Genomic DNA, 13485 nt, shown 5'->3' with positions numbered 1-13485 from the left:
ATGTGCACCGAGTCAGAAGTCTACAACACAACGGCAATCCAAAGAAAACCTAGTGTACCCGGTAGGCTTTGCGCAGTTTTCCTACCATTGCATCGAAAGCCGCTTCCGGGCGCACGCTTATAGCAATCTTCTCTCGACAATCCATCACCGCATCAATACATGCCACTATTCCTGGCGCGCCCACTTTAGCAGCGACCTCTTCACTAATGTGGCGTTTGTCCGGGTGCATGAGGTTCTCGCGCCCACTGGCAAGAATCAACGCGTCACGATACAGCCCGGCAAGATCGGTCAGCCCCATATCGAGCATGTCGCGGATAGCTCGAGTTTTACGCTTTTTTTGTACTTCCTCTAGATCTTTAATTGCTTTATTCGATCCTTGTAGCGCTTTGTGTACTCCTTTACCGCGCGCGCCCATACCGAGCGCTTGGCGCAACTGTTCAACCTCAGCTGCGTTTTCTTCGTCCAAATTTTCGGTAGCAGCCTTCGTCCGATTCTTTATGATGGCAGTCACTGCCTGAAATGCTGTATCGCGATGGAAGATCAGTTCAGCAAGGTTTAAAGTTTCATCGCGTAATTGTTGTGCACGCACGTCTTCAATTAATCGACGCGCACGACCAATATTATTGCTTGTCGACGTCGCCGCCAGCTGGGCTACTGATTCTGCAATGCCTTGTCTACCTAGTAGCTCAACTACTTCCTTAGTAGTTGGCTGTGGGATATACACATGTCGTGAGCGTGAGCGCAGAGTGGGGATAAAGTCACGAGGATCATCCGAAGGTGCGCAAAAAATAATCACCGTATGTGCTGGGGGTTCTTCAACTGTTTTTAACAGTGTATTCGCCGATTCGGTGGTTAGTCTATCTGCATTATCGAGAATAACAACCCGCCACCTGCCAACAGTGGGGGCTTTGGAAGCCGGAACCACAACGTCGTCACGCATGAGTTCAACACCAATAGATAAGGTCTTTGGCACAATGTGTAACACATCAGAATGGGCGTTACGACGCACAGCCACGCACTGCTCACACTGTCCGCAACCAAGGGTTGGGCTTATACACTGTAATGCGGCGGCAAAAGCAACCGCTGCTACCGAGCGCCCTGAACCTGGTGGACCAGTAAAAAGCCAGGCATGGGTCATCGCAGAACCTCGATCGCCTTGGCGTGCAGCAGCTGCGGCAGTACGCAACTGCTCGGCAACCACCTCACCAACTCCTAGTTGCGTGAAAATATCACTACTCACACGCCCAAGAGTATTAGATTAAGCATTAAAGTATAATTCATGACCAAATTCTGGCGTGGTATCAAGTGGATTTTTAGCACCTCCTGGCCGCTTTATGCAGCCACGGTGCTGGGGTCTAACTTAATCGGCGCATTCGCTATTATGGCTTTTTTGCGTTACCTAGTGCCGCTACCAGAAATGAGCACCTTTACCGATACCGGCTATCTACCTATGGTCGGCATTATCTATATGATCTGTGCGGTTATTATTGGTGCTCTAACTACCGCCTTGTTGTTTAGGCCAATTTTGTATTGGCAGCGCAATCCCGATAAACACGACCCCAATATGGTGCGTACCCTCGTGCTGCGCATCCCGTGGAATCAAGCGCTTTTAGCCGCAATAGTGTGGCTATTAGGCATTATTATTCTTGCTATTGTTGCTGCCCAAATCTCAGCTCGGCTTGCTGTTGCCATGAGTGTAGCGGCTTTGTTGGCCATGCTCGTCGTTGTACTCATTACCTATTTGGAAGCCGAACGATTAGTGCGCCGAATTGCCGCAGTTGCCTTGGCGCGCCGCTTTGAAGACTCCACTATGGGCTTACCCATTGCCCAACGACTTCGGCTTACCTGGATTCTTACCTCGGCGGTTCCAGTTGTCGGCATTTTACTCATGACGCTTGGCCACTATGCCGGCTTTTTCACTACCCAAGCCAGCGATATTATTCCGGGAATTATTGCCCTCGCAGCCAGCGCCATGATCACCGGATTTTTAGGCTCCACGCTAGTAACTATGAGCGTAGTTGACCCGATTATCGAGCTCCAGGGAGCAATTGATAAGGTTCGTCGCGGAAACACCGATACTCAAGTAGATATTTATGATGGTTCCGAAATCGGTGTTCTCCAGGCTGGATTCAATGAAATGATGCGCGGATTAAAAGAACGCCAACAAGTCCGCGATATTTTCGGCCAATATGTTGGCATCGAAGTAGCCCGACGCGCCCTAGAAGAACGCCCCACACTTGGCGGGGAAGACCGCGAGGTCGCAGTGGTTTTTATCGACGTTATCGGCTCTACTACTTTTACTGTTGAACACGACCCGGAAACAGTTGTGCAAGAACTCAACCACTTTTTTGAAAAAGTCGTCGAAGTGGTCCATCGTAACAAGGGCATTATTAATAAATTTCAAGGTGATGCTGCCCTAGCTGTCTTTGGCGCACCTATTGCGCTTTCCGACGCTACCGGACATGCACTTACTACTGCTAGACAATTACGCCAGGAATTACAAGACCTGCGCCTCCAAGCTGGAATCGGAGTCGCTTCCGGACATGTGGTGGCAGGGCATATCGGCGGGCATGATCGCTTCGAGTACACCGTGATCGGCGACGCGGTCAATACCGCTGCGCGTTTAACCGAGATCGCCAAAGACACTCCCGGAAGAGTTTTAACTAATGCGGCGACACTGCGCCAGGCCAATGAGGCAGAACAAGCACGCTGGACACTCATGAAATCCGTGGAATTGCGGGGACGTAATTTAATGACCCAACTAGCCCGCCCGATCCGGCCAACATTAGCGGATGGGTCATAAAATCGTCGAAAAGCTCTAGCCGGCTGGTTGTGTCATAGGCCTCAGAGAGCCTACTGTATAAAGCCTGACCATATTGAAATTTAACTTTCAGTAACCAACGCTTTTCAGTAGAAAGAAAATCCAGTGGCTACATCGTCCACGAATTCCACCCGATCGGCAATGCGCGAGCTGACTTTACGCGCCATTATTATCGGTGGACTCATCACTCTTGTGTTTACCGCAGCCAATGTGTACCTCGGGCTTAAAGTAGGTCTCACATTTGCTACTTCCATACCAGCAGCCGTTATCTCTATGGCTATTTTGCGCAGGTTTAGCGGGCACACAATTGTCGAAAACAATATTGTCCAAACCATTGCTTCCGCAGCCGGTACTCTCTCAGCAATTATTTTCGTATTGCCTGGCCTAGTCATGATTGGTTTCTGGACGGGCTTTCCCTATTGGACCACCATGTTCGTCTGTGCCATCGGCGGCATCCTCGGCGTGATGTATTCCATCCCGCTGCGACGCGCCCTAGTTACCGGCTCCGATCTACCCTACCCGGAAGGGGTTGCCGCTGCCGAAGTACTTAAAGTTGGCGACGACAACGCCACGGAAACCGACAAAGAAGAAAACCGCAAAGGCCTACACGTCATTATCGCGGGCGGTCTCGCTTCAGCAGGATTCTCACTCTTGGCGGCAATGAAGGTTGTTGCCGGAGAACTCGCTACCGTATTTCGCCTCGGTGCCGGTGGCACCATGGCAGCTTCTTCGCTCTCACTAGCACTAATCGGCGTTGGCCACCTAGTCGGTGTGGGCGTAGGCATTGCCATGATCGTCGGCGTTATTATCTCCTTCGGCATTTTGCTACCCTATTTCTCTTCCTCGCTTATCGGAAGCGATGAACTAGCACAGGTGGTCAGTTCCACCTTCACTGCCGAAGTACGCTTTGTCGGTGCCGGCACAATGGCAGTTGCAGCTATTTGGACCCTCGTTAAAATCATTGGCCCCATTATCACCGGCATTAATGATTCTTTACGCTCCTCTAGGCTGCGTCACGACGGTGAAGAAGTCGATATCACCGAACGCGACATTCCCTTCAACATTGTCGTGGGCACAATTTTGGCCGCCATGCTCCCGGTTGGCGCACTACTGTACCTATTTATCAATGTTTCTGCGATCGCACACCACACCTGGTTACTCGTAGGCTTAAGCATTGTCTTCGTTTTACTTATCGGATTAATTGTCGCTTCTGTCTGCGGCTATATGGCCGGCCTTATCGGTGCTTCCAACTCCCCCATCTCCGGTGTGGGCATTATTGTGGTGCTTACCGCCGCACTGTTGATCAAAGCCGTTACCGGAAACGAATCCGACACCAATGCCCCAGCACTGGTCGCCTACACACTATTTACCTCCGCTGTAGTCTTCGGCATTGCCACCATTTCTAACGACAACCTCCAAGACCTCAAAACCGGCCAACTAGTCGGCGCAACCCCCTGGAAGCAGCAGGTAGCACTGATTATCGGTGTTATCTTCGGCTCGGTGATTATCCCACCAGTACTCCAGCTTATGCTCACTGGCTTTGGTTTTGCCGGCATGGAAGGCGCAGGCGAGAATGCACTAGCTGCCCCACAAGCTGCGCTGCTTTCCTCTGTCGCCAATGGTATTTTTGGTAATTCCCTCGATTGGAATCGCATTGCCCTAGGCGCACTCATTGGTGTGGCAATCATTATTATCGACGAAATACTACGCAAAACCACTCGATTTAGCCTGCCGCCATTAGCAGTGGGCATGGGAATGTATCTGCCTATTTCGCTGACCCTCATGATCCCACTCGGTGCCTTTATTGGCCGAGCTTATGATACCTGGGCAGAAAAACAAACTCATCCCGAAGGAACCAAGCGGCTAGGTATTTTGCTAGCCACTGGTCTTATCGTTGGCGAGTCGCTGTTTGGTGTGGTTAACGCTGCAATTATCGGCGCTTCCGGAAAGGAATCACCACTAGCCCTCTTTGAGCTTGGTAGCCTCGCTAATATCCTCGGCATTATCCTCTTTGCCGGTACTGTCGCAGGACTTTACCGCTGGACACAGCGCAAAGCTGTACGCACAGCGTAGAGCTACGCGCACAGCGTAACAACGCTTATTTACCCCGCTACATAAACTATGTGGCGGGGTTTTGTGTATTTTTGGCTGATTGGCGGTAGAGCATCGAAAGTAGTAACTTCCCTAAATTAACTGCGGTGCATCCCATGAGATGCTTGGAACTACCTAAAAAAGTAAACTCATCGACACACGTCGATGAGTTTTTTATTGGAACGAATCAGAAGCTAGACATACAGCACTTCCAAGATGAATTTCAACCACATAGGTGAGTGCGAAACTGTGCCTCAAACCACATAACTCGGCTTTTACTAAGGCTTTTAATAGGGTGTAGCGGAAATCTCTGGCCGCTTCTCCTCCAGCTCCTTATTGGCTACATAGACCTCCTGGTAGGCCTTGTGGTCGGTGTAGAGTTCGTCGAAAAGCGGATGTCGCTTCCGGGTGATAATACGGTGCACTTGATAAGCAAACACCGCCACATTCGCCGCCAAAGCAATCGCAGAGACCACAAACAGTGCCACCGGATTATGCGAGGATTGCACGGAAAAATGCGAATCACTCACAAAAGCCGGCACCGCCATAGTAAACATCATCCACAAGGCAAGGGTGTTCGCACGGTGCTGTAACCATGCGCCACGCTTGATATAAAACGCCGGGATGGTGCAAGAAATAAGCAGCGCCGCACCCGCATAGAAGGAGTGATCCCCCACGCAGTTGTACACATAGGCAAAATTCCACAGGTCATAGGCGATAATCCAGAACCACAACATGTCTGGCCAGATCATATCTTTCGACGCATCACGAGAAATAATAATCCCAGTCCAGCCACAAATAGTAAGCAAATTAAGCAAACCAGCAATGCCATTCATCCAGTTCCAGGAACCAGAAATCATGTACACCCCATCGACCATGCCATCAGCATTCATGGCACCTACCTGGAAATCACGCACACAGGCTTCGAAAATATTAAGGGCTAGAATCGCTGCCGGGAAAGTTAACGCCCACTTCTTTGCGGCCAAACGCGGATGATAACGCAACGCCATAAAACCAAGTACGCCGGCAAGGGCAGAATATACTTTCACCCAGTGGAACCAGGTGCCGGTAGAACTGCCTGCGCCGGCTGTGTGCGGCCACACAAAAATTGTTAACGCTACCGGAAGCGCAATAAAAAGTAGCCAGCCGGCTTTCCGCCAGCGACGACCGATCTCGTTTAAAGCCATCAGCACTGCAATGACGATAACCCACATCACCCATTGCACAGCGGTAATTGATTCAAATAGAAACATCATATCCCCTTTTCGCAGGTGTATTCCCACGAACACTACTGAGGGAAATCACCTTGATATTGGTTACTCATTAGGAGTTACCCTTAGTGTAAAAATCAATATCACTGCTGGCTATAGACACTTTCGCCAAAGTGTCAGGATAGAGTTAATCCAGTGGATGCGAGAGAAAAAATTTCGGTAGCGCTCAAACAAGAACTAGCGCTAGTACCGTTGAAAAAAGTTACTGTAGCCGCGGTAGCGAAACGAGCCGGGATTACTCGCCAGACGTTCTACTATCACTTTGCGGATGTCGAAGATGCGGCAGTGTGGGTTTTTCAGCATGAAGTTGGCGCTCATATTCTCAGCCATGCCAGCTATCGACGCTGGGTACCCGGACTGATTCAGCTCATGAACTATATGAGCGATCATGCAGAACAAGTCGATGCGATACTGAACTCGCTTAGTGTTCAGCAAACTGAGCAGTTTTTCTTCCAACAATTGCGCATCATGATGTCCGCCATCGTTAGCGAGCTTGGCGGAGACAAGCTGCACGCAGCTGACCGACGTTTTATTATCGACCACTACACCCTGGCAGTGGTCGGTCATCTGTTGCATTGGCTTAACAACAATCGGCGTGAGCCCCCGGAAGCGCTAGTGAAAAACATTTCCTTTATTATGTGCGGGCATGGCATCGAATCCATCCATCGCTTCCGGGAGCGAGGTTAGCGTTTTGCTTTAACCACGCGCTTCGTGGTTTTCTTCACCGCTTTCTTGCTCGCCTTTTTCTTTGTGGCGGTCTTTTTCGGCTCGGCAGCTTCTTTGGCACGGCGCTCGGAAAGGAGTTCATTAGCCCGGGCATCGGTTAGCGAAGTAGGGTCATCGCCACGACGCAGCGAAGCATTGGTTACTCCATCGGTGACATAAGGGCCAAAGCGGCCGTCACGCACGCTCATTGGCTTGCCAGAAACATCGTTATCGCCTAGTTGTTTAATTGCTGATGGGGTCGCACCGCGTCCGCGCCGCTTTGGTTCAGCGTAGATACGTCGCGCTTCATCTAGGGTGATACTAAAAATCTGTTCCTCGCTGGCAAGTGAACGCGAATCACTGCCCTTCTTCAGATATGGCCCATATCGACCATTGTGGGCGGTAATCGGCTCATTATCACTTGGATCAATGCCAACCTCGCGCGGTAGGGACAAAAGTTGTAGTGCTTGTTCCAAGGTGACACTCGCTGGTTCCATCGTCGCAAAAAGCGATGCGGCAGCTGGTTTGAGTGTTTCCTCAATGATCTGATTAATGCGCTTTTCTTTCGCCGCGATTGCAGTCTTAGTTTCCCAATTCTTTGCTCGCTTACCTTCAGCGGCACGCTGTGCATCTTCTTCCGCACGCTCCTGAGCCACAATTACTTCGGCATCAGCAGCCACTCGCTCGCGTTCGTCGTCCTTGACTAGTTCAGTGACATAAGGGCCAAAACGGCCTTCTTTAGCCACGATCATGCGGTCATTGCTGGGGTTACGCCCTAATTCGCGTCCGGTTTGTGGAATCGCAAAGAGCTTTTCTGCCCCTGCTAAGGTTAGCTCATCCGGGGTGATGGTATCGGAAAGGTTAGCGCGCTGATATTCTGGCTCGCCGTCTTTAATACCAATTTGGCGCTCAATATACGGACCATAACGGCCTACCCGGACAACGATGGCGCGACCTTGTTCGTCGTCGAAAAGCTTCAGGGAATTTACTTCCCGGGCATCAATAAGCTCTAGGTTCTCCCCCACGAGAGCTTTAAGACCACCCTGGCGAGCAATGGATTCTGCGGTGGCGTCGGAGGCTTCTGCATCACCGAAATAGAATCCAGCCAGCCAATGTGAGCCATTTTCGTTACCGGCGGCAATATCGTCGAGTTCGTCTTCCATTGAAGAGGTGAAATCATAATCGACTAGCGCAGAGAAACTCTTCTCCATCAAACCAACGACGGCAAAAGCCACCCAACTAGGCACTAAGGCGTTACCGCGGGAGTACACATAGCCGCGATCCTGAATGGTCTTAATAATCGAGGCATACGTCGATGGGCGACCAATGCCTAAGTCTTCCATCATTTTCACTAACGACGCTTCGGTAAAACGTGCTGGCGGGTTTGTCGAGTGGCCATCGGCTTTTAGATCGCTAACACCTAGTCCATCGCCTACCGATAACCGTGGTAAATGTTTCTCGGCGTTATCTGCGAGATCACGGCCGTCGGCAAGCTGGCTGACCTCTACATAAGCTCGCAAGAAACCTTGGAACACAATGGTACGCCCAGTAGCAGAAAATTCCACGTGCTGACCGGTTTGGGCAGTACCAGCAATAGCGACCTTCATGCTAGTGCCTTTGGCATCGGCCATTTGTGAGGCAACCGTGCGCTGCCAAATAAGCTCATACAATTTGAACTCTTCGGCATCAAGCTGACCAGAAAGCTCCTTCGGGGTGGCAAAACGCTCACCAGCCGGGCGAATAGCCTCGTGTGCTTCCTGAGAGTTTTTTACCTTGCGATCATAACGCCGCGGAGAATCGGAAACGTATTCTTTTCCGTAGAGGCTCATCGCCTGCTCCCGCGCGGCACGTAATCCCTGCTCAGACAAGGTAGTTGAGTCGGTACGCATATAGGTAATGTGACCATTTTCATACAACCGCTGAGCAATACGCATGGTGCGCTCAGAGGTGTAATGCAATTTACGCCCAGCTTCCTGCTGCAAAGTGGAGGTCATAAAAGGCGCATAGGGACGACGGGTATATGGTTTTTCCTCCACCCTTGCCACCGACATAGCTACGCCATCAAGAGCAGCAACAAGTAGCTCAGCTTTTTGCTTATCGACGACAACCGCATCGCCAACCAATTGTGCCCGATCATCAAAATCGCGCCCCAGTGCTACTCGTTTGCCATCGATAGAAGTCAAACGACCACTAAAAGAGGTGGGGTTAGCCGCATCCTGCACCCCGGTATCAAAGGTAGCTTCCAAATCCCAATACTCGGCAGAGACAAAGGCCATTCGTTCGCGCTCACGCTCAACAATCACGCGCGTAGCCACTGACTGCACCCGGCCAGCCGATAGTCTCGGCATAACCTTCTTCCACAGCACCGGCGACACCTCATAGCCGTATAGGCGATCGAGAATGCGGCGAGTTTCCTGCGCATCAACCAAGTGTGCGTCTAGCTCGCGAGTATTTTCTGCCGCCGCTAAAATCGCTGGCTTTGTGATCTCATTGAACACCATGCGTCGAACTGGCACCTTGGGTTTAAGTACCTCAAGCAAATGCCAGGCAATAGCCTCACCCTCCCGGTCGGGGTCGGTAGCAAGGAGAAGCTCATCGCACTGCTTGAGCTTCTGTTTTAGCTCGGCAACCTTCTTTTTCTTATCTGGGCTAACCAAATAGAGGGGCTTAAAGTTGTCCTCAGTATTCACACCGAGTCGTGCCCATGGTTCCTTTTTATATTTCGCCGGAATATCGGCTGCGCCGCGCGGAAGATCACGAATGTGTCCCACCGACGCCTCAACAATATAGTCGTCTCCCAAATATGGTGCGATCTTTTTTGCTTTGGTCGCCGACTCCACGATCACTAGGCGTTTCATGCCACTGGTTTTCGACATAGACTGCTTCGTTTCCTCAATCCGCGTGCGTCTGAATAAGGCTTTATTTTGTTTTACTCGTTATTTAAGAATTTTTCTCAGTGCATCCGCTTCTTCAAGTAATGAAGCGCAACACGACATAACGCATTCAATACTTGTAACACACTAGCGCACACACGCACACACTGCTGCGCGCAACTCAAGCGTATTTTTATACTACGGGTACTCGTCGAAAAGCAGGAAAAACAACAAAACCGCCTAGTAAAACTAAGCGGTTTTATATCCTGACGGATGCTTAAAGAGCACGCACCTGCTGTGCCTGTGGGCCCTTAGCACCCTCGCCTACCTCAAACTCAACGAGCTGGTTCTCTTCCAGAGTACGGAAACCATTGCCACCGATCTCAGAATAATGCACGAAAACGTCTGCGGAGCCATCTTCAGGAGCGATGAAGCCAAAGCCCTTTTCCGCATTGAACCACTTCACAGTTCCCTTTGCCATAATTACTACCTATCCTTCTTTAAAAATGATGCGCTACCTTGTTGTGGCGCATGTTGGAGGTGCGGCCGATCATCTCCATCCAACGAAACCACAGGTACTTGCTCACTTTTTAACGGTGAAGAACCCGCAGATCACCTTCTTAAAAATGCTTCTTCGGCGACCAAGGTCTAGTGTGTCACGTTTAGCAACAAAAGAACAGAAAACCTTTGCCGATTATCCAAAAATGCAGGTCAGCGGAAAAGAAAAAGGACGTATCCATGAAGAGTTCTAACCCCAATACGGGGTATCCAACCGGAGCACAGCTTGGCACTGAACTTGCCGACGCCATCAAAAAGCGTTTCCCTACCTCCACCTGCACCCACCACCACAGCATTCCCCCACGTCCAGCCACATACGACCAGTGGCCAGACTGGGTCAACCCTGCACTACGAAATGCGCTTATCGACGCTGGCATTCACTACCCCTATGCGCACCAACCCTATGCGCACCAAAGTGCCTGCGCCAACGCCACCCGGAAAGGACTTAATGTGATAATAGCCACAGGAACTTCTTCCGGGAAGTCACTTGGCTACCAACTACCCATTTTGACCCGACTTGCCGAAAATCACACCGCATGCGCGCTCTATCTCACCCCCACCAAAGCGCTCGGCTCCGACCAGCTGCTCAGCGTCTCACGGCTTATCGCCGCCGCAGACGATAAAGACCTCAGCTCGATTGCGCCCGCGCCCTACGACGGCGACACTCCCCCGGAAGCGAGATCCGGAATTCGGGACCACTCACGTTTCATTTTCACTAACCCCGATATGATCCACACCGGCATCTTGCCGAACCACCAGCGTTGGGCAAAAGTACTACGCCACCTTGAATTCATCGTCATCGACGAATGCCACACCTATCGCGGCATATTCGGCGCACATATCGCACTTGTTTTACGACGTCTACTCCGCATCGCCGCCCACTACAACGCCCACCCCACTATCATTTTAGCCTCTGCAACCAGCCACAACCCCAGCGAACATGCCCGCCAACTTATCGGCGATGACGTTATCGCCATTACCGAAGACACCGCCCCACTAGGAGCCCGCACAGTACTCCTGTGGGAACCAGGCTTCTTAGAGCAACCAGTGCGCCGCGCAGCTAGCTCAGAAGCCGCTGGAATTATGGCCACGCTCATAGGCGAAGGAGCACGCACGCTTACCTTTGTCCGTTCGCGTCGACAAGCAGAAATCACGGCCTTACGGTGTGCAGAAGAACTCACCCTTTCCGGAAGAAAAGATTTAGCCCACCGCGTTGCTGCCTATCGTGCCGGCTATCTAGCCGAAGAGCGTCGCCAACTCGAACAAGCTCTTGACGACGGCACACTACTCGGCGTTGCCACCACCAATGCGCTAGAACTCGGCATCGACGTAGGCGGGCTCGATGCGGTCATTACCGCTGGATTTCCAGGAACAATTGCAAGCTTTTGGCAACAGGCCGGGCGTGCGGGAAGACGCGGGCAAGGCTCGCTAGTTGTCTTAGTTGCCCGCGATGAGCCCATGGATAACTACCTTATCCACCACCCGGAAGCGATTTTTGGTCGTCCGATCGAAAAGGTAGTAGTCAATCCGCATAATCCACATATTCTTTATGGACATATGTTGTGTGCATGCGTCGAAAAGCCCCTCAGTGACACAGAAGTGCAAACCTTGGCGGCTACGGAAGTTATGCAGCAACTAGCAAGCGAAAAACTAGTACGCAAGCGCAATGGGCATTGGTTTGCCAACCCACTTTTGACGGATCCGCATGCACAGGTGGCACTACGCGGCACCGGAAAGGAATTTAATATCGTCGACGCCAGCGATGGGCGCATGCTTGGTACCGTTGATGCAGCGCAGGCGTTTCAGCAAATCCATCCGGGAGCGGTGTATATCCACCAGGGGGAGAGTTTTCTTGTCGAAGAGCTTGACCTAGAGAATTTAATTGCGCTCGTGCAACCAGCACTGCCTGATTTTTCTACATATGCACGTTCAACCACAGATATCCACATCCTCAACCCTCCGGAAGCGGTTTTTAATCCCGCTTCCGGGGTCTGGGTAGCAAATGTTGATGTCGAGGTAACCAACCAGGTCACCGGATACGTGCGCACAGCTGCTGATGGAAGCATTCTCGACACAATTAGTCTTGATTTACCCGCCATGAACCTCACTACGCGAGCAGTAGCTTATACCATTGATCCACTGATTCTCGACCAATTAGGTATCGACGATACTCCCGGCGCGCTACATGCTGCCGAGCATGCGGCAATTGGTATTCTGCCTCTTGTTGCCACCTGTGATCGCTGGGATATTGGCGGGGTCTCTACTACTCGACACGAAGATACTGGGTTGCCCACGGTGTTTGTTTATGACGGTCATCCCGGTGGGGCGGGGTTTGCTGATTGTGGGTATAAGCGCTTCGCCACCTGGATTCAGATGACTTATGAGGTTGTTCGCGATTGTCCCTGCGCTTCCGGATGCCCCATGTGTGTGCAATCACCAAAGTGTGGAAATGGAAATAGCCCCCTAAGCAAACAGGGTGCGCTTGCATTATTGGGGGCATTGACTTCACTGCTAGCCCATAAAAGCTAGCAATAAAGTGCTAGAGCGGGCCAGCAGTGGCGGTGTACTGATGTCTACGCATTGAAACGGTCACGGTTATATCCATGTCTGTGGTGTAGCAATCACTGAGTTGTCCATGGTTTCGCTCGGCGATCTCAGCAGCAACCGCGCAGCCATTATTGCCGTAATAGTGTGTATAAGCAGCTGCAACCGCAGCAAGCTCGGCGGCAACAGCTACGCGGTGGCTATCAATGCTTGACTGGGCAAGTGCCACAATAACCACAAGCACGCTTGCCATGCAGATAGCTAAGCCGGCGGCAAGGATGGTCGTTGAGCCGGCATCATCTTTTACCTGTATGCCGCTAGTTATCATGAACACTCTCTATTGCAAACACAGCCTGTGCTTCCACATCGATAAAGAAAGTGGGAATCGTTGCGGTAGCGGTGGCACGTTCACCATCATTGTTAATGTGCACACGGCCTTTCGGGGGCACATAGTCCACACCGATGACATGCGCGCGTGCGGCGGCACCAGCAATATCAATAGCGCTAAGATAGTTGGCCACTACGGTTAAGCCAGCGAAGATGAGTGTTGCAAAGACAATCAAAGCACTGCTGGCAATAGCGGTTTCGATAGTGACCATACCGTCGTCGTTTCTCATATGCA

Annotated in this window: 11 protein-coding genes; 5 read left to right on the top strand and 6 right to left on the bottom strand. The window is 51.3% G+C overall.

Features of this window, described 5'->3' with window-relative positions; all coding sequences use genetic code 11:
• Window positions 1-49: 49 nt before the first annotated feature.
• On the bottom strand, window positions 50-1240 hold the full coding sequence (locus tag UL82_RS00985; RefSeq protein ID WP_083966371.1) for a DNA polymerase III subunit delta': 1191 nt from the start codon (window positions 1238-1240) through the stop codon (window positions 50-52).
• Window positions 1241-1279: 39 nt separating this feature from the next.
• Between UL82_RS00985 and UL82_RS00980 the strand changes: the two genes are divergently transcribed.
• Window positions 1280-2803 (top strand): adenylate/guanylate cyclase domain-containing protein, encoded by a 1524-nt coding sequence (locus UL82_RS00980; protein ID WP_046438503.1) that lies wholly within the window; start codon window positions 1280-1282, stop codon window positions 2801-2803.
• A 159-nt stretch (window positions 2804-2962) separates the two neighbouring features.
• Window positions 2963-4894 (top strand): OPT family oligopeptide transporter, encoded by a 1932-nt coding sequence (locus UL82_RS00975; protein WP_046441025.1) that lies wholly within the window; start codon window positions 2963-2965, stop codon window positions 4892-4894.
• A gap of 305 nt (window positions 4895-5199) precedes the next feature.
• On the opposite strand, the gene UL82_RS00970 is transcribed toward UL82_RS00975, so the two are convergent.
• A complete protein-coding gene (locus UL82_RS00970) occupies window positions 5200-6168 on the bottom strand; it encodes a DUF5692 family protein (protein WP_197719644.1) in 969 nt (322 codons plus the stop codon).
• A 150-nt stretch (window positions 6169-6318) separates the two neighbouring features.
• Between UL82_RS00970 and UL82_RS00965 the strand changes: the two genes are divergently transcribed.
• Window positions 6319-6870, top strand: coding sequence for a TetR/AcrR family transcriptional regulator (locus UL82_RS00965; RefSeq protein ID WP_046438498.1), 552 nt, complete (start codon window positions 6319-6321; stop codon window positions 6868-6870).
• Here the strand turns inward: UL82_RS00965 and topA are convergent.
• Both topA and UL82_RS00955 read right to left on the bottom strand, forming a co-directional pair.
• The gene (topA, locus tag UL82_RS00960) at window positions 6867-9764 is read right to left on the bottom strand and encodes a type I DNA topoisomerase (RefSeq protein ID WP_046438496.1); all 2898 of its coding nucleotides are present in this window, start codon (window positions 9762-9764) and stop codon (window positions 6867-6869) included. The genes UL82_RS00965 and topA overlap by 4 nt on opposite strands.
• A gap of 274 nt (window positions 9765-10038) precedes the next feature.
• Complete coding sequence (locus UL82_RS00955; RefSeq protein WP_046438495.1) at window positions 10039-10242, bottom strand: cold-shock protein; 204 nt, start codon at window positions 10240-10242, stop codon at window positions 10039-10041.
• A gap of 25 nt (window positions 10243-10267) precedes the next feature.
• Between UL82_RS00955 and UL82_RS00950 the strand changes: the two genes are divergently transcribed.
• On the top strand, window positions 10268-10513 hold the full coding sequence (locus UL82_RS00950) for a hypothetical protein (RefSeq protein ID WP_126363935.1): 246 nt from the start codon (window positions 10268-10270) through the stop codon (window positions 10511-10513).
• The gene (locus UL82_RS00945) at window positions 10500-12848 is read left to right on the top strand and encodes a DEAD/DEAH box helicase (RefSeq protein WP_046438491.1); all 2349 of its coding nucleotides are present in this window, start codon (window positions 10500-10502) and stop codon (window positions 12846-12848) included. The genes UL82_RS00950 and UL82_RS00945 overlap by 14 nt, the downstream gene beginning before the upstream one ends.
• Window positions 12849-12858: 10 nt before the next feature.
• On the opposite strand, the gene UL82_RS00940 is transcribed toward UL82_RS00945, so the two are convergent.
• Window positions 12859-13191 carry an Rv3654c family TadE-like protein gene (locus UL82_RS00940; protein WP_046438489.1) on the bottom strand — a complete coding sequence of 111 codons (333 nt, stop codon included), beginning with the start codon at window positions 13189-13191 and terminating at the stop codon, window positions 12859-12861.
• The gene (locus UL82_RS00935) at window positions 13181-13480 is read right to left on the bottom strand and encodes a hypothetical protein (RefSeq protein ID WP_046441023.1); all 300 of its coding nucleotides are present in this window, start codon (window positions 13478-13480) and stop codon (window positions 13181-13183) included. The genes UL82_RS00940 and UL82_RS00935 overlap by 11 nt, the downstream gene beginning before the upstream one ends.
• Window positions 13481-13485: the final 5 nt, after the last annotated feature.

This window comes from Corynebacterium kutscheri (assembly GCF_000980835.1).
Taxonomy (GTDB): Bacteria; Actinomycetota; Actinomycetes; order Mycobacteriales; family Mycobacteriaceae; genus Corynebacterium; species Corynebacterium kutscheri.
This window is presented reverse-complemented; position numbering and strand designations above follow the sequence as displayed.